The sequence below is a fragment of the Citrobacter sp. Cb041 genome, from assembly GCF_030336655.1.
Classification (GTDB): Bacteria; Pseudomonadota; Gammaproteobacteria; order Enterobacterales; family Enterobacteriaceae; genus Citrobacter; species Citrobacter braakii.
In genome coordinates this window covers 216,942-242,250 of record NZ_JAOWDD010000028.1, presented here as the reverse complement: position 1 = coordinate 242,250, position 25,309 = coordinate 216,942, and the positions used below count along the sequence as shown (strand labels likewise).

General features: G+C 53.2%; 25 protein-coding genes, 1 other RNA gene and 1 pseudogene. 8 read left to right on the top strand and 19 right to left on the bottom strand.

Features of this window, described 5'->3' with window-relative positions; genetic code table 11:
• Positions 1-18: 18 nt before the first annotated feature.
• Entirely contained in the window at positions 19-489 is a 471-nt protein-coding gene (locus OGV52_RS03705; protein WP_016152071.1) for a YlaC family protein, read from the top strand.
• A gap of 78 nt (positions 490-567) precedes the next feature.
• Here the strand turns inward: OGV52_RS03705 and ykgO are convergent, their stop codons facing one another.
• Positions 568-708 (bottom strand): type B 50S ribosomal protein L36, encoded by a 141-nt coding sequence (gene ykgO, locus OGV52_RS03700; protein WP_005125190.1) that lies wholly within the window; start codon positions 706-708, stop codon positions 568-570.
• 1 nt (position 709) lies between these two features.
• Positions 710-970: a type B 50S ribosomal protein L31 gene (locus OGV52_RS03695; protein ID WP_016152070.1), complete on the bottom strand. Its 261-nt coding sequence runs from the start codon at positions 968-970 to the stop codon at positions 710-712.
• 188 nt (positions 971-1,158) lie between these two features.
• On the opposite strand from OGV52_RS03695, the gene pdeB reads away from it, so the two are divergent.
• Positions 1,159-2,712 carry a cyclic di-3',5'-guanosine monophosphate phosphodiesterase PdeB gene (gene pdeB / locus OGV52_RS03690; RefSeq protein WP_047501906.1) on the top strand — a complete coding sequence of 518 codons (1,554 nt, stop codon included), beginning with the start codon at positions 1,159-1,161 and terminating at the stop codon, positions 2,710-2,712.
• A 51-nt stretch (positions 2,713-2,763) separates the two neighbouring features.
• Here pdeB and OGV52_RS03685 read toward each other — a convergent pair whose 3' ends face one another.
• The gene (locus OGV52_RS03685) at positions 2,764-3,117 is read right to left on the bottom strand and encodes a DUF1428 domain-containing protein (RefSeq protein ID WP_003831033.1); all 354 of its coding nucleotides are present in this window, start codon (positions 3,115-3,117) and stop codon (positions 2,764-2,766) included.
• Between the two features lie 64 nt (positions 3,118-3,181).
• Positions 3,182-3,811 (bottom strand): membrane protein YczE, encoded by a 630-nt coding sequence (yczE, locus tag OGV52_RS03680; RefSeq protein WP_016155872.1) that lies wholly within the window; start codon positions 3,809-3,811, stop codon positions 3,182-3,184.
• Positions 3,812-3,898: 87 nt separating this feature from the next.
• On the opposite strand from yczE, the gene yczR reads away from it, so the two are divergent.
• The gene (yczR, locus tag OGV52_RS03675; RefSeq protein WP_047501908.1) at positions 3,899-5,326 is read left to right on the top strand and encodes a MocR-like transcription factor YczR; all 1,428 of its coding nucleotides are present in this window, start codon (positions 3,899-3,901) and stop codon (positions 5,324-5,326) included.
• Between the two features lie 59 nt (positions 5,327-5,385).
• On the opposite strand, the gene OGV52_RS03670 is transcribed toward yczR, so the two are convergent.
• From OGV52_RS03670 to ffs, 3 genes are all read right to left on the bottom strand, one after another.
• Positions 5,386-5,604, bottom strand: a complete 219-nt coding sequence (locus OGV52_RS03670; RefSeq protein WP_016152066.1) for a hypothetical protein — start codon at positions 5,602-5,604, stop codon at positions 5,386-5,388.
• Entirely contained in the window at positions 5,601-5,852 is a 252-nt protein-coding gene (locus OGV52_RS03665) for a hypothetical protein (protein WP_259685574.1), read from the bottom strand. Before OGV52_RS03665 ends, OGV52_RS03670 begins: the two co-directional genes overlap by 4 nt.
• 197 nt (positions 5,853-6,049) lie before the next feature.
• Positions 6,050-6,146: signal recognition particle sRNA small type (gene ffs, locus OGV52_RS03660), an RNA gene on the bottom strand.
• A gap of 84 nt (positions 6,147-6,230) precedes the next feature.
• Here ffs and OGV52_RS03655 point away from each other — a divergent pair.
• Positions 6,231-6,620: pseudogene (locus tag OGV52_RS03655) on the top strand (MGMT family protein).
• 31 nt (positions 6,621-6,651) lie between these two features.
• On the opposite strand, the gene OGV52_RS03650 reads toward OGV52_RS03655, so the two are convergent.
• Positions 6,652-7,221: a YbaY family lipoprotein gene (locus OGV52_RS03650; RefSeq protein WP_016152063.1), complete on the bottom strand. Its 570-nt coding sequence runs from the start codon at positions 7,219-7,221 to the stop codon at positions 6,652-6,654.
• Positions 7,222-7,433: 212 nt separating this feature from the next.
• Here OGV52_RS03650 and tesB point away from each other — a divergent pair, with 212 nt between their 5' ends.
• Positions 7,434-8,294, top strand: coding sequence for an acyl-CoA thioesterase II (tesB, locus tag OGV52_RS03645; protein ID WP_016152062.1), 861 nt, complete (start codon positions 7,434-7,436; stop codon positions 8,292-8,294).
• Positions 8,295-8,343: 49 nt separating this feature from the next.
• On the opposite strand, the gene amtB is transcribed toward tesB, so the two are convergent.
• From amtB to decR, 5 genes are all read right to left on the bottom strand, one after another.
• Positions 8,344-9,630: an ammonium transporter AmtB gene (gene amtB / locus OGV52_RS03640; RefSeq protein ID WP_008783954.1), complete on the bottom strand. Its 1,287-nt coding sequence runs from the start codon at positions 9,628-9,630 to the stop codon at positions 8,344-8,346.
• A 31-nt stretch (positions 9,631-9,661) separates the two neighbouring features.
• Positions 9,662-10,000, bottom strand: a complete 339-nt coding sequence (gene glnK / locus OGV52_RS03635; protein ID WP_003021657.1) for a P-II family nitrogen regulator — start codon at positions 9,998-10,000, stop codon at positions 9,662-9,664.
• 256 nt (positions 10,001-10,256) lie between these two features.
• Positions 10,257-12,035: a SmdB family multidrug efflux ABC transporter permease/ATP-binding protein gene (locus tag OGV52_RS03630; protein ID WP_287108100.1), complete on the bottom strand. Its 1,779-nt coding sequence runs from the start codon at positions 12,033-12,035 to the stop codon at positions 10,257-10,259.
• A complete protein-coding gene (locus OGV52_RS03625; protein ID WP_287108099.1) occupies positions 12,028-13,800 on the bottom strand; it encodes a SmdA family multidrug ABC transporter permease/ATP-binding protein in 1,773 nt (590 codons plus the stop codon). The genes OGV52_RS03630 and OGV52_RS03625 overlap by 8 nt, the downstream gene beginning before the upstream one ends.
• A gap of 44 nt (positions 13,801-13,844) precedes the next feature.
• Entirely contained in the window at positions 13,845-14,303 is a 459-nt protein-coding gene (decR, locus tag OGV52_RS03620; RefSeq protein WP_016152059.1) for a DNA-binding transcriptional regulator DecR, read from the bottom strand.
• A gap of 116 nt (positions 14,304-14,419) precedes the next feature.
• Here decR and OGV52_RS03615 point away from each other — a divergent pair, with 116 nt between their 5' ends.
• Positions 14,420-15,475 carry a PLP-dependent cysteine synthase family protein gene (locus tag OGV52_RS03615; protein ID WP_287108098.1) on the top strand — a complete coding sequence of 352 codons (1,056 nt, stop codon included), beginning with the start codon at positions 14,420-14,422 and terminating at the stop codon, positions 15,473-15,475.
• Between the two features lie 50 nt (positions 15,476-15,525).
• Here OGV52_RS03615 and cof read toward each other — a convergent pair whose 3' ends face one another.
• Positions 15,526-16,344: an HMP-PP phosphatase gene (gene cof, locus OGV52_RS03610; RefSeq protein ID WP_047357700.1), complete on the bottom strand. Its 819-nt coding sequence runs from the start codon at positions 16,342-16,344 to the stop codon at positions 15,526-15,528.
• Between the two features lie 217 nt (positions 16,345-16,561).
• On the opposite strand from cof, the gene OGV52_RS03605 reads away from it, so the two are divergent.
• Positions 16,562-18,262 (top strand): SgrR family transcriptional regulator, encoded by a 1,701-nt coding sequence (locus OGV52_RS03605; RefSeq protein WP_287108097.1) that lies wholly within the window; start codon positions 16,562-16,564, stop codon positions 18,260-18,262.
• 64 nt (positions 18,263-18,326) lie between these two features.
• Complete coding sequence (gene queC / locus OGV52_RS03600) at positions 18,327-19,022, top strand: 7-cyano-7-deazaguanine synthase QueC (RefSeq protein WP_003021638.1); 696 nt, start codon at positions 18,327-18,329, stop codon at positions 19,020-19,022.
• Between the two features lie 107 nt (positions 19,023-19,129).
• Here queC and fadM read toward each other — a convergent pair whose 3' ends face one another.
• The 5 genes from fadM to lon all read right to left on the bottom strand — a co-directional run bounded on the left by fadM (position 19,130) and on the right by lon (position 25,132).
• A complete protein-coding gene (gene fadM, locus OGV52_RS03595; RefSeq protein WP_016152055.1) occupies positions 19,130-19,528 on the bottom strand; it encodes a long-chain acyl-CoA thioesterase FadM in 399 nt (132 codons plus the stop codon).
• 105 nt (positions 19,529-19,633) lie between these two features.
• Positions 19,634-20,008 (bottom strand): helix-hairpin-helix domain-containing protein, encoded by a 375-nt coding sequence (locus OGV52_RS03590; protein WP_047416882.1) that lies wholly within the window; start codon positions 20,006-20,008, stop codon positions 19,634-19,636.
• A gap of 146 nt (positions 20,009-20,154) precedes the next feature.
• On the bottom strand, positions 20,155-22,029 hold the full coding sequence (ppiD, locus tag OGV52_RS03585) for a peptidylprolyl isomerase (protein ID WP_016152053.1): 1,875 nt from the start codon (positions 22,027-22,029) through the stop codon (positions 20,155-20,157).
• Between the two features lie 267 nt (positions 22,030-22,296).
• A complete protein-coding gene (gene hupB, locus OGV52_RS03580) occupies positions 22,297-22,587 on the bottom strand; it encodes a nucleoid-associated protein HU-beta (protein ID WP_219352570.1) in 291 nt (96 codons plus the stop codon).
• A gap of 190 nt (positions 22,588-22,777) precedes the next feature.
• Positions 22,778-25,132: an endopeptidase La gene (gene lon / locus OGV52_RS03575; RefSeq protein WP_016152052.1), complete on the bottom strand. Its 2,355-nt coding sequence runs from the start codon at positions 25,130-25,132 to the stop codon at positions 22,778-22,780.
• Positions 25,133-25,309: the final 177 nt, after the last annotated feature.

The following is a 25,309-nucleotide window of genomic DNA, read 5'->3' as shown; positions in this document are numbered from 1 at the left end:
ACACCACAAAGGCAAGAGATGACAGAAATACAGCGCCTGCTTACCGAAACCATCGACGACTTAAATATTCGCGAAAAGCGCGACAACAAACCGCGCTTTAGCATCAGCTTTATTCGCAAACATCCCGGCTTGTTCATCGGCATGTATGTTGCGTGGTTTGCCACGCTGGCGGTGATGCTGCAGTCAGAAACGTTAGTCGATTCAGTATGGCTGCTGGTGGTTCTGTTCGTCATACTCAACGCGTTTTTCTTTTTCGACGTTGCGCCGCGATACCGCTTTGAAGATATCGACGTACTGGATTTCAGAGTTTGCTATAACGGGGAATGGTATAACACGCGCTTTGTCCCCCCTTCACTCATCGATACCATCCTGCACTCACCTTCCGTCGATAGCGAACATAAAGCGCAGCTGCAAAAGATGATATCGCGTAAGGGTGAACTCTCGTTTTACGATGTCTTTACGCTAACCCGCCCCCAGACCAGTCAGTAACGACATCTCAACGCAGATAAAAAAAGTGCGTCCCGATGAAGGAAACGCACTTTAATCCCTGAAATGTTGGTAAAGAAACTAACGTCTTTTTTTACGCCCCTGAACAGCTTTAAAGCGCGGATTCGTTTTGCAGATGACGTACAAACGCCCTTTGCGTTTCACTATCTGGCAGTCAGGATGACGCTGTTTTGCACTACGAAGTGAATTGAGTACCTGCATCTTAACCTCGCTTAGTGCCAATAAAATGACCAAAACGTTTCTGGAAACGTGCTGCACTGCCTTCGTTATCAAAGGTTTTTTGTTTCCCGGTATAGTACGGATGCGATTTGGAAGAGATATCCAGGGTCACGTACGGATACATTTTCCCCTCAAACTCAATCTCACGTTCCGTTTTAATGGTCGAGCCGACCTTAAAAAATTCATTGGCACTGGTATCGTGAAACACCACAGTACGGTAAAAAGGATGAATATCCGGCTTCATGGCAACCTCAATTTGCTACGTTATAACATAACAATCAAAATACACCACTCTTGTATAAATCACAACCTGGTTTACGCGATTAAGAGTTAAACGGGATGATAAGTGGCCGTAAATATATGATGCCAATCGAATAGCTTTTTCGGCTTTCGGATATACTTTCCCTACGCTGTGTTAATAAGGATATCACTGTGATAACACGACATCTGATAAGCCTGGTGACTGGGGTGCTGTTTCTTTCCATCCTCGCGCCCGTAGGTTTAAGCCTGTGGCTGGCGCATCGTCAGGTCGAAACGAAATTTATCGATGAACTCGATATGTTCTCAACCCGAGTCGCATTACGTACGGAACGCGTAGGTGAACAGGCCAAAAAAGCGTTGCGCCATATTGAAGCTTTTCAGGGTGAACCTTGTAGTGAAGAGCATCTGCTTGAAATGCGTCGTTTGTCATATAGCTATCGCTATATTCAGGAAGTGCTGTACCTCAAAGATAACGTTCCACAATGCTCATCCCTGGAAAAAAGAAGCCGGGCAGCCGCGTTTCCTCCAGCAATGAAAATCACGCCCGATGGCTACCACGCATGGTTGACCATGCAAAACGATTTGGGCATCAAGCGTTTTATGGCGGCATTAGGTAGCAAGCATTACGTCGTGATGATCGATCCCGGTTCTTTTATTGATGTCATCCCGTTTGGCTCATGGCCGATTGAAGTCGCTATCCTTGGTACCGCGCGTAACACGGTGGTAGCCAGTAGCACCGATCTGCCACCGGATGTTTTACAACATGTGCAACTAGAGCATTCGATTACCCATCTGCAGAAAGACGGCAGTATTTATAACGCCCGCCCCTTCCCCGAACTGGGCATTACGGTTGTAACCTGGGCATCCACTGTACCTTTGCAAAAAAGCTGGCACCGACAAGCGCTCATCTGGCTGCCGGCAGGGATCCTTCTCGGCTTACTCACCGCAGCCTTTATTCTGCGTATTTTGCGCCGTTTACAGTCCCCTCATCACCAGTTGCAGGACGCTATCCAGCATCGGGATATTAAGGTCTACTACCAACCGATTATCTCGCTCAAAACGGGGAAAGTGGTCGGGGCAGAGGCGCTGGCTCGCTGGCCACAGGCCGACGGGAGCTATCTGTCGCCTGAGATTTTCGTCGCACTGGCGCAAGAGACCGGGCTTTCAGAGCCGCTCACCCGTTTGATTATTGAAAGCGTATTTGACGATTTAGGAAAATGGCTGCGTCAATATCCCCACCAGCATATATCCATTAACCTTGAGTCAGCCGATCTGACCTCCGAAACACTTCCTGCTCTGTTAAGCCAGAAGGTGAACCATTGGCAACTTAAGCCTGCACAAATCGCACTGGAACTGACCGAACGCGAATTTGCCGACCCAAAAAACAGCGCGCCGTTTATTGCTAAATACCGACAGGCAGGCCATTCGATCTATATTGATGACTTTGGTACCGGCTATTCAAGTCTTAGCTATTTGCAGGATCTGGATGTGGATATCCTGAAGATCGACAAATCGTTCGTCGATGCGCTGGAGTACAACAACGTCACGCCGCATATCATCGAGATCGCGAAAACGCTGAAGCTGGAGATGGTGGCAGAAGGTATTGAAACCGAGAATCAGGAAGCCTGGCTACGCCAGCACGGCGTGCAGTACGGTCAGGGCTGGCTTTACAGTAAAGCGCTGCCGAAAGCAGAATTTATTCTGTGGGCAGAAAAACGGCTTTAGCATGGCTGTTGATGGTGAGATGGCTGGCGGCACGCCGCACAGCCAGTCACATCACTCTTCCATAATGGGCGCAAATCCACCGTAGATCATTCGCTTGCCATCAAATGGCATAGATTCACCGAATTCCTTCATACGGGGATCGGACATCATCTTCTGATTCGCCGCATCGCGGACCTCTTTGGAAGGGTATTCAATCCAGCTGAATACCACTTCTTCATGATCCTGCGCTTTCACAGCCATGCGAAAATCGGTCAGTTTGCCGTCGGGGACATCATCTGCCCAGCACTCCACCACGCGCAATGCACCGAACTCCTTGAAAAGCGGAGCTGCTTTTGCCGCCATCGCAATGTACGCCTCCTTGTTTTCAGCGGGTACGGCAACCACAAAGCCATCAACATACTTCATGAGAAAAACCTCCGAAGTGTACTGCGCGGCAAGCCGATTCCGGCCGCGTCAGTCGAGGTTAAGTTTAGTCGCCAGCAGGCGATCGTGCCCCAGGCGCATTCCTGATACGAATACGCGCCTGCGGCTGATGGCAAAACCATGGCAGGCAAATTTGAATCAGCGGCCCAATAGCCAGTGCATACAGCACCGTTCCAAACCCAACGGTTCCCCCCAACAGCCAACCAATAAGCAACACGGACACTTCGATTGCGGTTCGAATTCGTCGTACTGGCCAGCCGGTACGCGCGTGAATTCCAGTCATCAGACCGTCACGCGGGCCCGCGCCAAAACCGGCACCAATGTACAGAGCGGTTGCTAACGCATTCAGTATCACCGCTGACACCAGCAGCCCGCTGCGCGCCAGCAGGGATTCAAATCCCGGAATCACCAGCAGCGCGACATCTGCCGCCAGCCCAATCATAATCACGTTGCTTAACGTGCCAAACCCTGGGCGCTGGCGTAGCGGTATCCACGCCAGAAGCACCAACACACCCACGGCAATAATCACCACGCCGATATTCATCGACAGTAAATTTGCCACCCCCAGGTGAAACACGTTCCACGGATCGGCCCCTAAATCGGCACGGACAAACATCGCCGTCGACACACCGTACAGCGTCAGCCCGATAAACAGCTGAAGTAAACGACGCAGCATGTTCTTCCCCTCTTACTCTCAGATAACTTTCATCTTCACCGCAATTGGCACTATGATTAATGTCCAGTTTTCAAAAAGTGGACTGCTATGTCATCTCGCCGTTACGGAAGCCAGTCTTTGCAACGCCTGCTCGGACACTGGCAGGAAAGTCCCTCGCGAACGCCCATCTGGCGACAGTTGGCAGAAGCGTTACGTTTGCTGATCCTCGATGGGCGACTGGCGCTGGATAGCCGCTTGCCCGGTGAACGCGAACTCGCTGCCGTTCTGCAAGTCAGCCGAACCACCGTCGCCAGCGCCATGGCGCAACTGCGTGAGGAGGGATATCTGGAAAGCCGACATGGTAGCGGTTCACGGGTGATCCTGCCGGAACACATTCGCCATGTGCCAACGCGGACCAGCACTGGCACAGCGCTTGATTTGTCCACGGCAGCGCTGAGTGCCGGTCCTGAAATTCATCAGGCTTACCAGCAGGCACTGTTCGCAATGCCGCAGCATCTGCTGAGCTCCGGGTATCTACCGCAGGGACTGTCGGTTTTGCGTGAATCCATCGCCCGGCATTATTGCGAACGCGGACTCCCGACGCAGCCCGACGAAATAATGGTCGTGAACGGCGCGGTCAGCGGTCTGGCGTTGATCCTGCGTTTACTCACCGGCCCCGGCGATCGCGTAGTGGTAGATCATCCCACTTATCCGCTGGCCATTGCAGCAATACAAGGGGCGTCATGTCGCCCCGTCGGCGTGTCGCTGCCCGAGCACGGTTGGGATACGGCGGGTCTGGTCGCCACCATCGCGCAAACTGCACCGAGAATGGCCTATCTGATGCCGGATTTTCACAACCCGACCGGGCGCTGTATGGACACCGCTACTCGCCAGGTCGTGGCGGATATTGCTGAAAGAACCCACACGACGTTGGTGGTCGATGAGACCATGGTGAACCTGTGGTATGACGCCCCACCGCCACCGCCGCTTGCCGCATTCAATCGCGATGCCCCAATCATCCTGCTCGGTTCAGCAGGGAAAAGCTTTTGGGGCGGATTACGTCTGGGCTGGATTCGGGCGTCGGCGCGTACCATTGCCGCGCTGGTCCAAACCCGCGACACCTTCGATTTGGGCTCCCCGGTGCTTGAACAACTCGCCACCAGTTGGCTGCTGGATAACGCCGAGGACTTTCTTCCTGACAGAAGACGCCGGCTCACATCACAGCGAGACCTGTGCTCGCGCCTGATGAACTCACATTTTCCGGAATGGCAATTTACCCAGCCACAAGGAGGACTCTCTTTCTGGGTTGAACTGCCTGATACGCTGGCGACGCTCTTTGCCACGCGCGCCGAAAGCGCAGGCATTCAGTTGGGAACCGGTACGCGGTTCGGCCTTGATGGCGCATTCGACCGATTTTTGCGTATGCCCTTCACGTTGCCGGATGACACAGCGTGTGCCGCCTTCAGAGTGTTGCAACCCATTTGGGATAGCCTGCGTTTGCAGGCCAGCGGCGGGAAAATGCGTAAAATAATCTAAACGACGAGTTAAAGGACTCGCTCTTGAATGCCGTGATGGACGAGGAGGTCCTGGCAATACTACCGCTGAGGAGGAACCGGAAAACCCTTCAGGGAAATCACGAAATTCTCACCGTCTTTCTTAATTTTTGCCCCGGCATCACACCAGTCGGAGGCAATACGGAAGAATTCATCGCTGCCGACATTCCAGCTCAGACGAACGTGTTTCACATAACCGGAGCGCAGCATTTCACAGGCTTCGCCGTAATTACAAGCGGTTGAGAGCGATTGTTGTTTCATTTTTTCTTCTTCAGTAATCTTCGCAATGCTTTGATTTCTTTAGGAGTCAGTGCGTCAACTACGGATTCTTCCGTATGCTGGCTATCGATATCCTCAGCGGAGACTCCCACCTCTTCAATGACGGAAAACGCGATCAGTAGCAGTTTTTCCGTGGCGATACTCAAATTTTCATTATGCACTTCAGCATAATGGCGAAGCTTTTCTTTTAGCGCCTCATCAACTTTGACATTCAATACAGCGGTCGACATCGTAGAAAATCCTTGTGGTCAGCCACAACACACCGGATGTAAGACCATGTCATTACAGCGCAATGGCGGCGGCAAAAGCTCAAATAACATCCCCAAAACACAGTGACAGTATTTGATGACAATAAAATGACGATCCGATGACAAAGAAAAGAAGATAAACAGAAGAGAAATTGCCGGACGGCAGAATTGGGTGGGGGCCCTGCCAGCTACATCCCGGCACACACGTCATCTGCCTTGGCTGCTTCCTTCCGGACCTGACCTGGTAAACAGAGTAGTGTTGCGGGAGAACCAACAGAGCCCCCATTGAGAGCGTTGTTAACCAACGCGCAGGCGCATTATCACTGCTGCACCCTGTAATTGCAACCCATCCAGCATCGGATGCTGTTTTCTTGTGCAATGCGGCTTCACTCCTTCGCCATTCGGCATTATGCTGGAGGATTAGCGCAGGAATAAATGATGGATATACAGGACTCTTTCCCCCAACGCGTCTGGCAAATTGTCGCTTCAATCCCCGAAGGTTTCGTCACCACGTATGGCGATGTTGCCCGGCTTGCGGGATCGCCGCGCGCTGCGCGTCAGGTAGGCGGCGTGCTTAAGCGTCTCCCCGAAGGCAGCGCCCTGCCCTGGCATCGGGTGGTCAATCGCCACGGAGCCATTTCGCTGACGGGCCCCGACCTGCAACGACAACGTCAGGCGTTGCTGGCAGAAGGAATAGTGGTTTCAGGAAGCGGACAGATCGATTTACAGCGCTATCGCTGGGTGTACTAACCCTCTCCAGGCGGAGAGGGTTACAACGACTTTAGTACTGCGTGGGAGCCGGAACCGCAGATGACGGATTCACCTGGGTTGGTGAAGTAGACGGAACCGTGGTAGTAGCCCCACCGCTCGCCTGAACCGGTACTGCTGTTTGCTGTACAGGGACCAACGTCAGGTCGGCTTTAGTCCCACCCTGATTGATGACCGTCTGAACGGTATCAGTAATAAAGACCAGTTTATCATTTACCGTAATAGCCGCACTCAGCAGAATACGGGCGTTAGGTTGAATATCTGCCGGGTTGAACGGTAATACAAAGCTGAATGGCGCTTGTTTACCTTCAGTACGAACCGCTTTTTGCGACAGCACTTTTGACGGCGCATCGGCCAGTGAAGCATCTGACAGCGTAACGGTTAGCACCGCATCGGGTGGCAAGGCCACTTTCTGACGGATCCATACTGTACCGGAGACATTTGGCTGCTGAATTTTAGACTGTGTGTCAGAAATTGACGTATTAGGGCTTGGCGCAGGTGTCTGAATATCAGCGCTTTTATCGGCACAGGCCGCCAGAGCGACTGCAACCGCTAAACCACTTACCATGTGCACGAGTTTCATTAAATTCTCCTTATCATCTATGCACCAGCGAGAACTTTCCTCGCCAGAAGAGTGGTTAACAAAAACATAACGTGACTAAGTGTGGCACAAGACAGCTATTTTTGCCTGTAATAGGCCAGTAATTCAGACAATTGCACCCATCGGACCACTTTTAAAATTGCGTTATACTCTGCCTACCTCGCTGCGACATCGATATCACCTGGAGAGCACGTATGAGTCTGGCACTGAAAAATTTGCTGACATTGTTAAATCTGGAAAAAATTGAAGAAGGACTCTTTCGGGGCCAAAGTGAAGACTTAGGGTTACGTCAGGTTTTTGGGGGACAGGTTGTCGGTCAGGCGCTATATGCCGCAAAAGAAACCGTACCGGAAGAGCGTCTGGTACACTCTTTTCACAGCTACTTTTTACGCCCCGGCGATAGCCAAAAGCCCATCATCTATGATGTGGAAGTCCTGCGTGATGGTAACAGCTTCAGCGCGCGCCGCGTTGCCGCGATCCAGAATGGTAAACCCATTTTTTACATGACCGCCTCTTTTCAGGCACCGGAAGACGGATTTGAACATCAGAAAACCATGCCGGATGCGCCGGGTCCCGATGAGCTGAAATCAGAAACGGAAATTGCCCGCTCAGTGGCGCATTTGCTGCCGCCGCTGTTGAAAGAAAAATTTATCAACGATCGTCCGTTGGAAGTACGCCCTGTCGAGTTTCATAACCCCCTAAAAGGTCACGTCGCACCTCCGACGCGCCAGGTATGGATCCGAGCTAACGGCGTGCTGCAGGACGATCTGCGCGTCCATCAGTATCTGCTGGGTTATGCCTCAGACCTGAACTTCCTGCCTGTTGCGCTGCAACCGTATGGGATTGGCTTCCTGGAAAAAGGGATTCAGATCGCCACCATTGACCATTCCATGTGGTTCCACCGTCCGTTTAATATCAATGAATGGCTGCTGTATAACGTCGAGAGTACTTCGGCATCCGGTGCCCGGGGCTTTGTACGCGGAGAGTTTTATACCCAGGATGGCGTGCTGGTCGCTTCTACCGTACAGGAAGGGGTAATGCGTAATCGCAATTGAGAATTGCCGGATGGTGGCGCAAAAGCGTTGCCATCCGGCAAATTGAGAATCAGGCGTTGTAAGCGTTCTCGCCGTGACTGTTTACATCCAGACCTTCGCGCTCCTGCTCTTCCGGTACGCGCAAACCAACCGTCATATCCGCCAGCTTATAGCCAATGAAAGCCACCACGCCAGACCAGACGATGGTGATCGCCACGCTTTCCAGTTGCACCAGCAGCTGATGCCCCATGGTCACGCCTTCGGCAAAGCCCACGCCTCCCAAAGAGCTGGCAGCGAAAACTCCGGTCAGGATACAGCCGACAATGCCGCACACGCCGTGAACGCCAAACACGTCACACGGATCGTCCACACGCAGAAAACGCTTCAGCATGGTCACGCCCCACAGGCCTGCCAGACCCGCAACGACACCGATAATCAGCGCGCCGCCGACACCGATATAGCCACATGCAGGTGTTACGCCCACCAGACCCGCAATGGCACCAGAGCAGGCGCCCAGCAGAGACGGTTTACCACGCAGCGCCCATTCACCGAAGATCCATCCGAGGATGGCTGCAGCGGTGGCGACCACGGTATTGACGAAGGCCAGTGCGGCGATTTCATTTGCCGTACCCGCTGAACCAGCGTTGAAGCCAAACCAACCAATGTAGAGAATAGCGGTACCGGTGAAGACCATCGGAAGGTTATGCGGTTTAAAAGCTTCTTTGCCAAAACCGACACGTTTGCCAATCAGATACGCGCCTACCAGACCGGCAATCGCCGCGTTGATGTGCACAACCGTTCCGCCGGCAAAATCCAGCGCGCCGTGGGAAGCCAGCAAGCCGCCGCCCCAGACCATATGAGCAATGGGGATGTACGACAGCGTTAACCATACCACCACAAAAATCAGCACCGCGGAGAAGCGAATACGTTCAGCCAGCGCACCGACGATTAGCCCAACGGTGATGCAGGCGAACGAGCCCTGAAAAGCAACGTGAATGTACTGGTAGAAGCTCCCCGTTACCGCCGTCAGCGCAATATTCTTCAGCAATACCCAGTTGAAGTTGCCGAAGAAATTATTACCTTCGCCAAAGGCCAGTGAGTAGCCATAAACCACCCATAAAATACAAACCAGAGCAAATGTCACCGTAACCTGAGTCAGCATCGACAGCACGTTCTTACCGCGAATCAAACCGCCGTAGAACAGCGCAATGCCAGGGATGGTCATAAACAGCACCAGCGCGGTACAGATCATCATAAAAGCGTTATCCGCTTTATCCGCAACCGCCGGTGCCGCCATCGCCAGTCCCGGCAGCAGCGCCAGTGAAGCAATACCTGTTTTCATCGTTGCTATCTTCATTTTTTGGTTTCCTATCACTGTGTGCCAGACGTTACAGTGCGGCTTCGTCGGCTTCGCCGGTACGAATACGAATCACACGTTGCAGCTCGGCGACGAAGATTTTGCCGTCGCCAATTTTTCCGGTGTATGCCGCCTTACTGATGACATCAATCACGCCATCCAGTTGGTCGTCGGCAATCGCCACATCAATCTTCACCTTCGGCAGAAAATTGACGCTATATTCAGCCCCACGGTACAGCTCAGCATGACCTTTCTGTCGGCCAAACCCCTTCACTTCGGTGACGGTCAGCCCCTGAATACCAATAGACGACAATGCTTCACGGACGTCTTCCAGTTTGAACGGTTTGATTACCACGGTAACCAGCTTCATAGATCCCCTCCAGTCAGAATTCAGTAGTGGCTGCAGATACACGAGAGGAATATTGCAAGGGATGTGCCAGAAATGAAAAAGGCGGGATGATTCAGGTTCTCAGGGTACTTCCGGGAGAGGAAAAGAAAAAACGCACTATAACGGTGCATAGTGCGTTACATTTTTGCACCAGATTGTTGATTGCCGGATGGCAGCGTAAACGCCTTACCCGGCCTACGAGACCGTGCTGGCCCCAGACCGGATAAGCGCCGCGCCATCAGGCGATAACAGAATCGTCTTGCGTGCTGGCGGCTAACTCTTCACCCGCCAACTGTAGCTGATACATCTGCCAGTAACGGCCTTGCGCCGCCAGTAATTGCTGGTGCGTACCACGCTCCACCGCCTGACCGCGATGCAGCACCAGAATGGTGTCCGCATCGACAATCGTCGATAACCGATGCGCAATCACCACCAGCGTGGTGTGTTCACGTACCGCCGCCAGAGCTTGCTGAATGGCCTGTTCAGTACCGGAGTCAATACTGGCCGTGGCTTCGTCGAGGATCAACACCTGTGGCGTTTCAACCAACACCCGCGCCAACGCCAGCAGCTGTTTTTGACCAACGGAGAGATTATTGCCCTGCTCGCCCAGCCGGGTATGAATCCCCTCGCTCAGACCTCGCGCCAGTTCTGCCAGTTGCACGGTCTCCAGCGCCTGCCATACCCGCTCTTCTGAGATATCGCGGCCCAGCGTAACGTTCGCCAGGAAGGTATCTGCCATCACCACCGGATCCTGCTGCACCATGGCGATGCCCTGACGTAACGCACCGTGGCTCAGTGAAGATAGCGGCCGTCCATCAAGGCAGATTTCCCCCTGCGTCAGCGGGTAGTAACCCATCAGCAGGCTGGCGAGCGTGCTTTTACCACTGCCGGTGTGTCCGACCAAAGCCACAAAGCTGCGCGAAGGCACGGACAAACTGATATTTTGCAGCACCAGATTGTCGTCGCGATAGGCAAATGAAACGTTATCCACCTCAATGTCCCCGCTCTTTAGCGGTCGCTCATCTTCACCATAGCGCTGACGTGGCCCATCCATCAGTTCGAACACTCGCTCACCGGCGACAACCGCCTGCTGCAGCATTGATTGCTGAGTGGTCAACTCGATCAGCGGTTCGTTCAAACGGCCGAGGTAGCTGATAAACGCGTACAGCACGCCAACCTCGATCGAGCTGCCAGAGGTAAAACTGAACAGCATCAGCAATCCGCAGAGGATCAGTGCCGAGAAAAGGCTAAGCAGCGGGCGCAACAAAAAACCATCCAGTCGCAGGGTCTGCATACGCGCCATATAGTGCGAGCGGCTTGCTTCGCCCATTCTCTCGCCAAATCGCGCCTGCTGGCGGAACTGCTGGATAACACTCATGCCGTTGATGACTTCGTTAAAGCCATCGTTAATATCCGCCAGATAAGCGCGAACCCGGCGCACAATCGGGGTGCTGTAGCGTTGATAAATCACCATCACCACCAGCACGGCCGGGAAAATGGCCATCGCCACTAACGCCATACGCCACTCAAGGCTGAACATCGCTACCAGCATGGCGCCAATTAATGCCGCGCTGCGCAGGACCGTTGCTACCACCGTCACGTACAGGTCGCGAATAACTTCGGTGTCATTGGTCACGCGGGAGATTAGCTGTCCGACGGGTTGAGTATCAAAGGCGCTGAGCGGCTGGCGCAGCGCAGCGTCCATTACGTCGGTGCGCAACTGTTGTACTACGCCAACTGCCGCCTGGTTAAACAGCAATGACTGCGCGTAATGCAGGCCAGCCGCCAGCAGTTGCAGACCGATATATGCCGCAACCAGCCCGGCGACCATCGCCAGCGGCAGATTATTCTTCGCCACCATGTTATCGATAAAATAGCTAATCAGCAGCGGACCGCTGACTTCCGCCGCAGCGGCCACCCACAGCATGACTACCGCAATAGCCAGCTGTTTTCGCCATGGAGAGCCATACGCCAGCAATCTTTTCAGGGTCGGCCATAATTGCCCAAAACTACGCATTAGCCGCCTCCTCGTTTATCTCTGGTGCATCAGTCAGCGCCGCTTCCAGTTGCTGATAGCGGTACATATCGCGATACCAGCCAGGCTGCTGCACTAACGCATCATGCTCGCCGCGCTGGGCAATATGCCCATGCTGCATCACGATAATTTCGCTGGCTTCCGTCAGGGCCGATAAACGGTGGGCGCTAATAATGACGGTTCTGCCTTCGCCCCACTGGCGCAGGTTATGCAGGATCTGATGCTCGGTACGACCATCTACCGCCGACAGCGCATCATCCAGAATCAAGATTTCAGCGTTCAGGAGTAGCGCTCGAGCGATAGAAATACGCTGTTTTTGCCCACCAGACAGCATCACCCCACGTTCGCCCACTTCGGTGTCGTAGCCCTGCGGAAGACGTAAAATATCCTCATGAACGCTGGCAAGGCGTGCCACATACTCGATCTCTTCCTGCGTGGCCTGAGGGCGTCCTAACGCGATGTTATTGCCAACGGTATCCGAAAACAGGAATGGCGTCTGGCTGACAACGGCCAGCCGGCTGCGCCAGCTATCCAGTTGTAATCGCGTTAAGGGGATATCATGAAAGCGCACATCGCCGTGGGTGATATCAAAATGACGCTGAATCAGCGACAGCACCGTACTTTTCCCCGCGCCGGTAGGCCCACAAATGCCCAACATCTGCCCAGGTTTAAGCTGGAAGTTCACATTTTCCAGCGCCGGGTGTGTCGTTTGCGGGTAGCAAAATTCGCGAATCGCCACCGCCAGCTCCCCACGCCCTTCCGGTACCGGTTCAGTGCCATCATCCACCACCGGCGCTTCAGACAGCATGGCGCGAATACGGCTGTACGCCGCACTGCCACGTTCGACGATGTTAAACATCCATGCCAGTGCCAGCATTGGCCAAATCATCAAACCGAGATACATCATAAAGCTGGTGAGCTGGCCGAGCGTCAGCGAGCCGTGCACCACCATCCAGCTTCCCCCAGCAATCGCCAGTAGGTTAGCCATGCCAATGGCGATATAAATCGTGGGATCAAAACGGGCGTCAATGCGCGCCACGCGCAGGTTTTTCTTACCGGTATCTTCGGCATCGGCGGCAAATAATGCCGATTGCCGATCCTCCAGACCGAAGGCCTTGATCATGCGAATACTGGTCAGGCTTTCCTGAGTACGGTCGTTGAGACTGGAAAACGCCGCCTGCGCCAGCTTAAAGCGGTTATGCAGTCGATCGCCGTAACGTTTGATCATCAACGCCATCACCGGCATCGGCAGCAGCGCAATTAACGTCAACTGCCAGCTTATCTGCGTTGACATCACGATCAGCACCGCACATCCCATTACCAGCGAATCTACCAGCGTCAGCACGCCTTCTCCGGCGGCAAATACGACCCGATCGACATCGTTGGTCGCACGCGCCATCAGATCGCCCGTGCGGTGACGCAGATAAAATTCTGGATGCTGGCGACTCAACTGACGGTAATAATCTTCCCGCAGCTCAACCGCCAGTTGGTAGGATGCGCCAAACAGCAGCACGCGCCAGACATAGCGCAGCAAATAAACCACCACTGCAATCAGGGCAATTGTTCCCACCCACATCAGCAGCAGCTCGGTGGTGAAGCGTTGAGTCGTCACGCCATCCACAATGATCCCGACCACTTTCGGCGGAATAAGCTGAAGGATAGCGATGATGATAAGCAGGGCCACCGCCCCGAGGTAGCGACGCCACTCCCGGCGGAAGTACCAGCTTAATTGAGCAAATAATCGCACGCGTTATGTCCTGACAAGATTTCCGGCAATAAGCGCCGGGAGAGTTATTCAATAGGGAGCGCAGTTGTGTATTTAATCTGTTCCATCGCAAAACTGGAGGTGACGTCAGACAGGCCCGGTACGCTGTTCACCAGGCGCTTATAAAATTCATCGTAGCTTTTCATATCGGCGACCTGCACTCGCATCAGGTAATCATATTCCCCTGCCATACGCCAGAACCCCAGAACCTCCGGCATACCGGTGACTTCGGTGACAAAGCGGCAATACCATTCACTGCTGTGATGCTGAGTCTTAATCAGCACAAACGCGGTCAGCCCCAGCCCCAGTTTTTCTGGATCCAACAGGGCGACTCTACCCAGCAGGATACCGTCATCTTCAAGCCGTTTGAGGCGTTTCCAGCAAGGGGTGGTAGTCAGATTAACGGCATCTGCTAACGCCTGCAAAGAAAGGGTGCAGTCCTGTTGCAGTAAGCTAAGCAGCTTACGGTCAATTTTGTCTAACATATCCACTCCACAGAGAAGAATTTTCTCCTTACATTCTATTTTAAAGGCTAAATGGCAACAATTTTTTCCGTGCTTTTCGCTATTCTTGGCACAAAATGACAAATGGATATCTATTAATGATGAATAGCTCCTGGGTTAAAAACGCCATCAATGAAATCAACGCGGATTATCAGCGTTCTGCGGATACGCATCTCATTCGTCTGTCGCTACCGGCGTTCCCGGGCATTCAGATCTATTTAAAAGATGAGAGCACGCATCCCACCGGGAGCCTGAAGCATCGTCTGGCGCGTTCACTGTTTCTGTACGGATTGTGCAATGGCTGGATTAAAGAAGGCACCACCATCATTGAATCATCGTCCGGTTCAACGGCGGTCTCCGAGGCTTATTTCGCTCGACTGTTAGGACTGCCGTTTATTGCCGTCATGCCTTCCTGTACGGCGAAGCGTAAAATTGAACAGATTGAGTTTTACGGCGGTCGCTGTCATTTCGTGGAAAGCGCCTGTAAAATCTATGCGGCCTCTGAACAGCTGGCGCGTGAGCTGAACGGTCATTACATGGACCAGTTCACTTATGCTGAGCGCGCTACCGACTGGCGTGGCAATAACAATATTGCTGACAGCATCTTCCGTCAGATGCAGTGCGAGCCCAACCCTGTCCCCCGCCATATTGTAATGAGCGCCGGAACCGGCGGCACCTCTGCAACCATTGGCCGCTATATTCGCTGTCAGGGCTACGATACTCGCCTGATGGTGGTGGATCCGGAAAACTCAGTCTTTCTGCCCTTCTGGCAGGATCGCGATGCAACGTTACGCAGCCCGGTAGGAAGCAAAATCGAAGGCATCGGCCGCCCACGTGTCGAACCCTCCTTCATTCCTGACGTAGTCGATGAAATGCTGCGCGTGCCGGATGCCGCAAGCGTGGCCACCGCACACTGGCTGGAAACGCAGTTGGGCCGCAAAGTCGGCGCTTCAACCGGCACCAACATGTGGGGAACGCTGCAACTTGCCGCCCGTATGCGCGATGCCGGAGAAAGCGGTTCACTGGTCACGCTGCTGTGCGACAGCGGCGAACGCTATCTTGAAACCTACTACAACCCGCAGTGGATCGACACGCACATCGGTGATTTAACGCCGTGGAAAGCGGAACTCACCCGGCTTCTGAACACCCATTAATGGGATAAAAAAAAGCCAGACGCGAAGTCTGGCTTGCTGGAAGGGATCTCTCATTCGGGGGAATAAGGTAGATGCGGATTGTCCAGCCAATGCGTCAAAAAGTGTGACACCGCCTGATTGCGGCAATGCCCAATCACCGACAAATGCGGCAGTTCAGCAATCAGTTGTGGCATCGCGTTACCCATAATCAGGCCGCGCCCAACGCTACCTAACATTTCGCGATCGTTCATGGCATCGCCAAACGCCATACATTCGGCCATTGAATAACCTAAGTGGTCGCTTAGTACCGCCAGCGCCGATCCTTTGTTACAGCCCAGCGGCAGCACCTCAAGGCAATCAACCGCGGAAAAACAGAGATTTGCCTGCTCACCCAGCGCCTCATTCAGTTGAATGCGTAATTGGATCAGGGAGTCATGATCCCCACAGAAACAGACTTTCGTTACCTGATGAGCCGGGATACGTTTCACATCGACGATCTGGTAGCGAAATCCGCTATACACATGCGCCTGTAGCAGCGATGGGATCTCTTGTCCGGTGAACCAACCGTTGTCATTAAAGACATGCATGCTGGCTGTGGTATCCCACTTCTGATGTAACACGATATCCGCCACAGTCGGATCCAGATCCTGACGGTGCAATACATCGCCCTCAACAGAGTGAATGCGCGTGCCGTTACCCGTGATCAAAAAGGCGTCCAGTGAGATAGACCCCAAAATATGGCGCATCTCCAGCACATGGCGGCCGGTGGCAAATGTCAGGGTGATCTCGCGTTCACGCAGGCGCGCCAGCGTTGAAAGCGTTTCGTCACCTAAATGGTGATTCGGCATCAAAAGGGTGCCATCCATATCAAATGCAGCCAGACGAGCCATTTCTTTCTCCACACTGTGACGCGGTTAACTTGTGATTCAGTATCACCTGAGATATACGGAAGTAATAGTGAATAGATAAAATGAATTGTTCCGGGTTTATTACACAAAATCATTCAAGTTGCATCCAGGCGGCAAGTGAGTGAGCGTCCAGGAGCATGCAGTGACTGGGGTGAATTAACGCCGCCAACAAAGAGGCAGCTTGAAGGATGACGTGTATATGAGATTGTTGAATCGCCTGAATCAGTACCAACGCCTGTGGCAGCCGTCGGCGGGAGAACCGCAGTCGGTGACCGTCAGGGAGCTGGCAGAACGCTGTTTTTGCAGCGAGCGCCACGTGCGTACCCTGATGAAGCAAGCGCAGGATGCTGGCTGGCTGGAGTGGCACGCCCAGTCGGGACGTGGGAAACGCGGGCATCTGCGCTTTTTGGTGACGCCAGATTCGCTACGCAGCATTATGATGGAACAAGCGCTGCAAAAGGGGGAGCAACTTAGCGTACTGGAGCTGGCCCAGCTGGCGCCGGGAGAATTAAGAACGCTGCTCCAGCCGTTTATGGGCGGGCAGTGGCAAAACGACACGCCAACCCTGCGTATCCCCTATTACCGCCAGCTCGACCCTTTGCACCCTGGATTTCTCCCTGGTCGCGCAGAGCAACACCTCGCCGGACAAATATTCTCGGGCCTGACCCGGTTCGACAGTATTACGCAACGCCCCTGCGGAGATTTAGCCCACCACTGGAATATCTCCGCCGACGGCCAGCGCTGGGATTTCTATATTCGCTCCACCCTGTACTGGCATAACGGCGATGCGGTCAGCAGCACACAGCTACATCAACAGTTGCTGAAGCTGTTAGAGCTACCCGCGTTAAACAAGCTGTTTATCAGCGTAAAGCGCATTGAGGTGACGCATCCCCAGTGCCTAACCTTTATTTTGCATCGCCCCGACTTCTGGCTGGCGCATCGTCTGGCAAGCTACAGCAGTCACCTGGCACATCCCGAACTCCCGTTTGTTGGTACCGGTCCGTTCAGGTTGGCGCTGTTTACCCCAGACCTGGTGCGCATCGAGAGTCACGATCACTACCACCTGAGTCATCCGCTACTAAAAGCCATTGAATACTGGATAACCCCGCAGCTTTTCTCCCAGGATTTGGGCACCAGCTGTCGCCATCCGGTTCAAATTGCAATTGGTAAACCCGAAGAGCTTCCCATGCTAAGCCAGGTAAGCAGCGGGATCAGCCTCGGTTTCTGCTATCTCACGCTCAGAAAAAGCGCGCGGCTGAATACGCAGCAGGCCCGTCGCCTGGTCAATATTATCCACCGCTCTTCCCTGCTACAAACGCTTGACGTGGATGAAAACCTGATCACGCCAAGCAATGCGCTGCTGCCGGGATGGACGATCCCCCAATGGGATGAACTGGACGACGTGCCGCTACCGGAAAAGCTTACGCTGGCCTATCACCTGCCGGTAGAATTGCACGCCATGGCTGAACAGCTTCGCCAGGCGCTAGCGCTACTCGGCTGTGAATTAACGCTTATTTTTCATAATGCTAAAAACTGGGATGGCGACCATCCTTTAGCCCAGGCCGACCTGATGATGGGCGACAGGCTGATTGGCGAAGCACCTGAATATACCCTCGAACAGTGGCTGCGCTGCGATCAACTCTGGTCACATGTATTGAGCTCGCCGGCATATACTCATCTGCAAACCACCCTGGATGCCCTGCAAATCCAGGCCGATGAGGACGATCGTCATGCGGCTTTACAACACGTTTTCGCCTCGCTGATGCATGACGCGACCCTGACACCGCTGTTCAATTATCACTATCGTATTAGCGCTCCGCCGGGCGTGAACGGCGTACGCCTGAATCCTCGCGGCTGGTTTGAATTTACCGAAGCCTGGCTACCGCCCCCGTCGGCGTGAAGAAGCTGGTCGGCGACACGCCCAGGCGCTACCATAAGGGTTTCGTTATTTGTCAGGAAAAACCATGAAACGTGCCGTTGTTGTATTCAGTGGGGGTCAGGACTCCACAACCTGTCTGGCGCAAGCGCTGCATCAATATGATGAAGTGCACTGCGTGACCTTTGATTATGGTCAGCGCCATCGCGCTGAGATTGATGTCGCACGTGACCTGGCCTTAAAACTTGGCGCGCGTGCGCACAAGGTACTTGATGTAACGCTGCTCAGCGAACTGGCCGTCAGCAGCCTGACCCGCGATAACATTCCGGTACCCGATTACGAACCGGATGCGAACGGCATTCCCAATACCTTTGTGCCAGGACGCAATATTCTGTTTTTAACGCTGGCGGCGATTTACGCGTATCAGGTGCAGGCGGAGGCGGTCATTACCGGCGTTTGTGAAACGGATTTCTCTGGGTATCCGGACTGCCGCGATGAGTTCGTCAAAGCCCTGAACCATGCCGTAAGCCTGGGAATGGCGAAAGATATCCGCTTTGAAACCCCGCTGATGTGGATCGATAAAGCCGAAACCTGGGCACTGGCCGATTACTGGGGCAAGCTGGACCTGGTACGCGAAGAAACGCTGACCTGCTATAACGGCATCAAAGGTGACGGTTGCGGTCACTGCGCGGCCTGTAATCTGCGCGCCAACGGCCTGAACCATTATCTGGCAGATAAACCGGCAGTGATGGCGGCAATGAAGCAGAAAACAGGACTAAAGTGATCGTTTTGCCGGATGGCGGTGCACGCACCTTATCCGGCTTTCGACATTCACCGTGGTCAATATCGCCCGTAAGCCTGATAAGCGAAGCGCCGTCAGGCTTTCTTCCATCACTTCACCATCTGCTCCAGTTTTTCGCGCAACTCCCCTTCCAGCGGTAGCGCCTTTTGCGTTTTCAAATCAATACAGACGAAGGTAATCAACGCGTCTGCCACCACCTGTCCTTCCGGCTCCAGGGTGATAGTCTGGTTCAACACACCGCTTTTGCCATTTAGCTGTTGCACCTGACTGGTAATGGTCAGCAGGTCGCTCAGCACCGCAGGGCGGCGGTAGTTAATGTTAATATTCACGACCACAAAAGCGATGTTGTGTGCGGTCATCCACTGAAAGCTGTCGCTGTTTTCCAGGCCATCCCAGCGGGCTTCTTCCAGAAACTCAAGATAGCGAGCATTGTTAACGTGCTGATAGACATCAAGATGAAAACCACGAACTTTGATTTGTGTTTGCATAGCGCAGGAGCCTTACGTTGTTTTTATAGGAACACACTTCAGGGTAAGAGGTCATAACTGGTATGACCTCTACAGTCTGGCAAATTTTTAGCACTCTGCAAGTTATTAAAGTGTTAAAACTGCCAGATTGCGCTCTACCAGCGAACTCCCCATGCCCGGCACCTGCTTTAAGTCCTCCACCGTTTTAAACGGCCCGTACTCCTCACGATAGCTCACAATCGCCTGTGCTTTCTTCAGACCTACGCCATTCATGACTCGCGCTAAATCCTCCGCAGAAGCGCTGTTGATGCTTACCCTGGTGCCTTCATCATCGCTCGCTTTAGCCGGTTGCGTGGCTTTGCTTTGTGCTACTCCCGTAGCATCCGCTTTGGCTTGAGTCGCCTGGCTTTTGGCGACTGGCTCTGCAGCCAGTGCGCTTTGAGCCATACCGGCGCAGGTCAATGAAAGGGTAATAAGCAGGGCTTTGATTCCATGTTTCATACTGTTTTCTCCTTGTTTGTTAACAGTGGAATCACGATAGCGAGGTGCAGAACGGCAGACAAACGGCAAATATCAGAAATGGAAAAGGCCGCGAAAGCGGCCTTTGGTTGATACAACTTTTTGCAATTTTTTGCGAGTAGCCTCGGTTATTGCTGCTGTTCCAGCGCGTCACCGACTTTAATTTTTGCGGCTTTACGCAGGTTGCTCATCAGCGCTTCAAAGACAATCTGCGCATTGTTCTGGGTAATCCCCTGAACCATCGCTTTCTTCTGCTCTTCAGGCATAGAACCGGCTTTCACCTCGTCCAGCGCCAGCAGTACAACGTTACCCTGCATGTCGTTCGCCACGCCGTAGCTCGGTTTGTCTTTCGCCGGCAGGCTCAGGCCAAAGGCCGCCTGACTCAGCGGATCCTGACCCGTACGGCTCAGCGTTTTCGCTTCGCCAAAGCTCAGACCCGCCGCTTTCATGGCTTCATCGCCCTTACCAGCTTTCAGATCCGCCAGCAGTTTATCGGCATCAAGCTTCGCCTGCTGCTCTGCTTTATTGTGCTTAACAAGCGCAGTTACCTGATCTTTCACTTCAGCCAGTGGTTTAACGGCTTCAGCTTTGTGCTCTGCAATACGCAGTACAAACGCGCGATCGCCATCCACGGTGATGATGTCGGAGTTACTGCCAGGCGTACCGTTCTCACCAACCAAACCACCATTGAAAATGATGTCAGCGACCGGTTTGAAGTTCAGCTCTTCCGGCAGACTGTCACGGCTAAACCAGCCCGTTTCAACCGCTTTCATACCCGCCGCCTGCTCCGCACCCGCCAGGGATTCGTTATCGTTGCTGGCGGCATCGCTCACTTTCTGCTGCAGCGCATAGTAGGCATCCAGCGCTTTTTCCTGCTTCACTTTCGCCGCAATGTCGTCGCGGGCTTCGCTCAGCGGTTTAACCTGCGCAGGCTGCACGTCGTCAAGACGCGCAACGAGGAAACCAACGGAAGACTTAATCACACCTGACAGCTGGCCTTTCTCTTTCAGACCGGCATTCTTCAGCTCATCCGGGGTGGTGGAATCTTCCAGCCATCCCATGTCGCCGCCTTTACGGGCAGAGATGATGTCAGCAGATTTTTCTTTTGCCAGCGCAGCGAAATCACCGCCTTTGTTCAGCTCGTCCAGTACCGCTTTGGCTTCATCTTCCGTTTTGGTCTGAATGATGCTGTAGCGGTTACGCTGCGGCTGAGTGAACTGATCCTGATGCTGGTCATAATAAGCCTGAATATCCGCATCGCTGGCCGTCTCCTGCATAGCAGCAGCATCCAGCTTGATGTAGCTCACGCGGAACTGTTCCGGCGTCATAAAGTTGTTTTTATTCTGCTCGTAGTAGCTGGCAACTTCCTGCTCGGTAACAGACTGCTTCGCGGCCAGTGCGTTAACGTCAATTGTCGCCTCGCGAACGATACGCTGCTGTGCGACCAGCGCCGCCAGCTCGTCCGTTTCGCCTTTCAGCATGAAGTCCGTACCGGCAACGCCGTTAATCAGTTGCTGGGTAGTAAGCTGATTACGTAATGCCTGAGCGTACTGGTCTGCGGTCATTCCCATCTGATTAACAATCGCGTTGTAGCGATTGTTATCAAATTTACCGTCCACCTGGAACGCAGGCGTGGCGAAAATAGCCTGTTTAACCTGATCGTCGCTGATGTTGAGATTAAGCTCGCGGGAGTACTGATCCAGCAGCGCTTCGTCAATAAGACGATTCAGCACCTGCTGACGCAGCGTTTTCATGTAGCCTTCGTTCGCAGCCAGCTCGGAGTATTGATCGCCCAGCTGTTGCTGCATGCGGTTACGTTCGCTGTTGAACGCATTCTCGAACTGCCCGCGGCTAATCTCCTGGCCATTCACTTTGGCGGCGAAGTTATTGCCCCCGCCAATCAGGTAACCACTCACGCCGGTCAAAATGAACGACACGATAATGATACCGAAAATAATCTTGAGCACGAGACTGTTAGCAGCCGTGCGTAAGCTGTCCATCATGGTGTAACCACACTCCGCTGTAGATGACTATACGCGTTATCTCTCAAGCCGCCTGCGCGTTGTCACCACAGCGGCGGCAAGGATTTTGAGTATATATGCTTCACGCAGCATAGCGTTTCCTGAACGCTGCGTACAAAGGCCTATTGTGACAAGAAACAGGGGCAATTGTCAGCCCACAACGCGTAGAAAGTACCGGAATTACAAATAAAAAAGGCACATCAGTCGATGCGCCCTTGTACTTCGTCACATCCCCAAAGGGGAAATCACTTAGTTTACCGCGTCTTTCAGTGCTTTACCTGCACGGAAGCCCGGTACTTTAGCCGCGGCGATGGTGATCTCTTTACCTGTTTGCGGGTTGCGACCAGTACGGGCAGCACGCTCTTTAACGGCAAAAGTACCAAAACCTACCAGCGCTACGTCATCACCTTCTTTCAGAGATTCAGTAACAGAAGCAATAATTGCATCTAACGCACGTCCAGCCGCAGCTTTAGAGATATCAGCCCCTGCAGCAATTTTGTCGATCAGTTGAGATTTATTCACTCTTCTCTTCCTCTTTATAATTTATATCGCACCTGAATCCTTCAAAGTGCGAACGCGCAGCAGTTATATCAGGCCTGCCATGCCCTTACAACACCCGTTAATGATGGCAAGCCCAATCCGTCATCTAAATTAGCTATACAAAAAAAGGCTGGCAAGTCCGAAATGGCCTGCCAGCCCTGTTTTTATTAGTGCTCTTTGCGCGAGGTCACTATTTTGCGGTCACAACCTGCATTCCGGAGGGCTCATTTTGCAACGCGAGCGTCAGAACCTCCTCAATGCGTTTCACCGGATGGATGTCCAGATCGGCAATTACGTTGTCCGGAATCTCTTCCAGGTCACGTTTGTTTTCGTCTGGAATTAAGACCGTTTTAATACCACCACGGTGTGCCGCCAGCAGTTTTTCTTTCAAACCACCAATAGGCAGAACCTGGCCACGCAAGGTGATCTCGCCGGTCATCGCCACGTCGGCGCGAACCGGGTTACCGGTCAGACAAGAAACCAGCGCGGTACACATGGCAATACCTGCACTCGGACCGTCTTTCGGCGTCGCCCCTTCAGGTACGTGAACGTGGATGTCGCGTTTTTCGTAAAAGTCCGGATTAATACCCAGTTTTTCCGCACGCGCGCGCACCACGGTCAGCGCAGCCTGAATGGATTCCTGCATGACTTCACCCAGAGAACCGGTGTAGGTCAGCTTGCCTTTACCTGGTACGCAAGCGGTTTCGATGGTCAGCAGATCGCCGCCCACTTCCGTCCATGCCAGACCGGTTACCTGACCAACGCGGTTTTCGTTGTCCGCGCGGCCATAGTCAAAGCGCTGTACGCCCAGGTAGTCGTGCAGGTTGTCGCCATTGATCTCAATATGTTTCAGCGACTTGTCGAGCAGCAGCTGTTTCACCGCTTTACGGCACAGTTTGGAAATTTCACGCTCCAGACTACGCACGCCAGCTTCACGGGTGTAATAACGAATAATGCCCACAATGGCGCTATCGTCGACCGTCAGCTCGCCTTTTTTCAGCGCGTTACGCTCAATCTGTTTCGGCAACAGGTGACGTTTAGCAATGTTCAGCTTCTCGTCTTCGGTATACCCGGACAGACGGATCACTTCCATACGATCCAGCAACGGTGCGGGAATATTCATGGAGTTAGAGGTCGCAACGAACATCACGTCGCTGAGATCGTAGTCCACTTCCAGGTAGTGATCGCTGAACGCCACGTTCTGCTCTGGATCCAGCACCTCAAGCAGTGCGGAAGCCGGATCGCCACGCATGTCGGAAGACATTTTGTCGATCTCATCAAGCAGGAACAACGGGTTTTTAACGCCCACTTTAGCCATTTTCTGGATCAGTTTACCCGGCATCGAACCAATATAGGTCCGGCGGTGACCGCGAATTTCAGCTTCATCACGCACACCACCCAGCGCCATACGGATGTATTTACGTCCGGTTGCTTTAGCGATGGACTGTCCCAGAGAAGTTTTACCTACCCCCGGCGGCCCAACCAGGCACAGGATCGGCCCCTTGATTTTATTCACACGGCTTTGAACCGCGAGATACTCAAGAATACGGTCTTTGACGCGTTCCAGACCGTAATGGTCAGTATCGAGGATTTCCTGAGCCTGACGCAGATCTTTTTTGACCTTGCTACGCGCATTCCACGGCACCTGAACCATCCAGTCGATGTAGCCACGGACTACGGTCGCTTCCGCTGACATCGGAGACATCATTTTCAGCTTCTGCAGTTCTGCTTCCGCTTTCTCTTTTGCCTCTTTCGGCATTTTCGCCGCGTCGATTTTACGCTTCAACGCTTCGTTTTCGTCCGGCGCATCGTCCATCTCGCCGAGCTCTTTCTGAATGGCTTTCATCTGCTCGTTCAGATAGTACTCACGCTGGGATTTTTCCATCTGCTTTTTCACGCGGTTGCGAATGCGTTTCTCAACCTGCAGCAGATCGATTTCAGATTCCATCATCGCCATCAGATATTCCAGACGTTCGTTAACGTCGGACATCTCCAGTACGGACTGCTTGTCAGCAAGCTTCAGCGGCATGTGCGCAGCGATGGTGTCCGCCAGACGTGCAGGATCGTCAATGCTGTTCAGCGACGTCAGCACTTCGGGCGGGATTTTCTTGTTCAGCTTGATATAGCCTTCGAACTGGCTGATAGCGGTACGCACCAGCACTTCCTGTTCGCGCTCATCAATAGCAGGCGAGTCAAGGTACTCCGCTTTCGCAGAGAAGTGCTCGCCGTTGTCAGACAGCGCTGAAATACGCGCGCGCTGTAACCCCTCGACCAGCACTTTTACGGTGCCGTCAGGCAGTTTCAGCATCTGCAAAATAGAGGCCACGGTCCCGACGGTGAAAAGATCGTTTACACCCGGCTCATCCGTTGACGCTTCTTTCTGGGCAACCAGCATGATTTTTTTATCATGGTCCATAGCCGCTTCCAGACAACGGATAGATTTTTCCCGCCCTACAAATAAGGGTATGACCATGTGCGGATAAACCACCACATCGCGCAACGGCAATACGGGGATTTCAATGCGTTCAGAACGCTCAGGATTCATAGAGCTCTCTCTTAGTTTAGTTTCCGCCAGGTAATCAGGTGGTACGACTGTGCTCCACACCACCTTTAACATGTATGTCAGTATATGGGGATGTTTCCCACACATTCAACGCCATGTTTACGGAAAAATAAAAGGGGAGATAAAATCCCCCCTTATTAATTAAATGTCTGTATGAAT

Excerpts from the sequence above, each read along its gene's own strand:
- OGV52_RS03705 (WP_016152071.1), top strand. The coding sequence starts at position 19 with ATGACAGAAATACAGCGCCTGCTTACCGAAACCATCGACGACTTAAAT.
- cof (WP_047357700.1), bottom strand. The coding sequence starts at position 16,344 with ATGGCTCGTCTGGCTGCATTTGATATGGATGGCACCCTTTTGATGCCG.
- amtB (WP_008783954.1), bottom strand. The coding sequence starts at position 9,630 with ATGAAGATAGCAACGATGAAAACAGGTATTGCTTCACTGGCGCTGCTG.
- OGV52_RS03615 (WP_287108098.1), top strand. The coding sequence starts at position 14,420 with ATGATGAATAGCTCCTGGGTTAAAAACGCCATCAATGAAATCAACGCG.
- fadM (WP_016152055.1), bottom strand. The coding sequence starts at position 19,528 with ATGCAAACACAAATCAAAGTTCGTGGTTTTCATCTTGATGTCTATCAG.
- OGV52_RS03630 (WP_287108100.1), bottom strand. The coding sequence starts at position 12,035 with ATGCGTAGTTTTGGGCAATTATGGCCGACCCTGAAAAGATTGCTGGCG.
- OGV52_RS03685 (WP_003831033.1), bottom strand. The coding sequence starts at position 3,117 with ATGAAGTATGTTGATGGCTTTGTGGTTGCCGTACCCGCTGAAAACAAG.
- yczR (WP_047501908.1), top strand. The coding sequence starts at position 3,899 with ATGTCATCTCGCCGTTACGGAAGCCAGTCTTTGCAACGCCTGCTCGGA.
- OGV52_RS03650 (WP_016152063.1), bottom strand. The coding sequence starts at position 7,221 with ATGAAACTCGTGCACATGGTAAGTGGTTTAGCGGTTGCAGTCGCTCTG.
- OGV52_RS03665 (WP_259685574.1), bottom strand. The coding sequence starts at position 5,852 with ATGTCGACCGCTGTATTGAATGTCAAAGTTGATGAGGCGCTAAAAGAA.
- OGV52_RS03670 (WP_016152066.1), bottom strand. The coding sequence starts at position 5,604 with ATGAAACAACAATCGCTCTCAACCGCTTGTAATTACGGCGAAGCCTGT.
- ppiD (WP_016152053.1), bottom strand. The coding sequence starts at position 22,029 with ATGATGGACAGCTTACGCACGGCTGCTAACAGTCTCGTGCTCAAGATT.
- ykgO (WP_005125190.1), bottom strand. The coding sequence starts at position 708 with ATGCAGGTACTCAATTCACTTCGTAGTGCAAAACAGCGTCATCCTGAC.
- OGV52_RS03695 (WP_016152070.1), bottom strand. The coding sequence starts at position 970 with ATGAAGCCGGATATTCATCCTTTTTACCGTACTGTGGTGTTTCACGAT.
- lon (WP_016152052.1), bottom strand. The coding sequence starts at position 25,132 with ATGAATCCTGAGCGTTCTGAACGCATTGAAATCCCCGTATTGCCGTTG.
- OGV52_RS03605 (WP_287108097.1), top strand. The coding sequence starts at position 16,562 with ATGAGATTGTTGAATCGCCTGAATCAGTACCAACGCCTGTGGCAGCCG.
- queC (WP_003021638.1), top strand. The coding sequence starts at position 18,327 with ATGAAACGTGCCGTTGTTGTATTCAGTGGGGGTCAGGACTCCACAACC.
- tesB (WP_016152062.1), top strand. The coding sequence starts at position 7,434 with ATGAGTCTGGCACTGAAAAATTTGCTGACATTGTTAAATCTGGAAAAA.
- glnK (WP_003021657.1), bottom strand. The coding sequence starts at position 10,000 with ATGAAGCTGGTTACCGTGGTAATCAAACCGTTCAAACTGGAAGACGTC.
- decR (WP_016152059.1), bottom strand. The coding sequence starts at position 14,303 with ATGTTAGACAAAATTGACCGTAAGCTGCTTAGCTTACTGCAACAGGAC.
- OGV52_RS03590 (WP_047416882.1), bottom strand. The coding sequence starts at position 20,008 with ATGAAACATGGAATCAAAGCCCTGCTTATTACCCTTTCATTGACCTGC.
- yczE (WP_016155872.1), bottom strand. The coding sequence starts at position 3,811 with ATGCTGCGTCGTTTACTTCAGCTGTTTATCGGGCTGACGCTGTACGGT.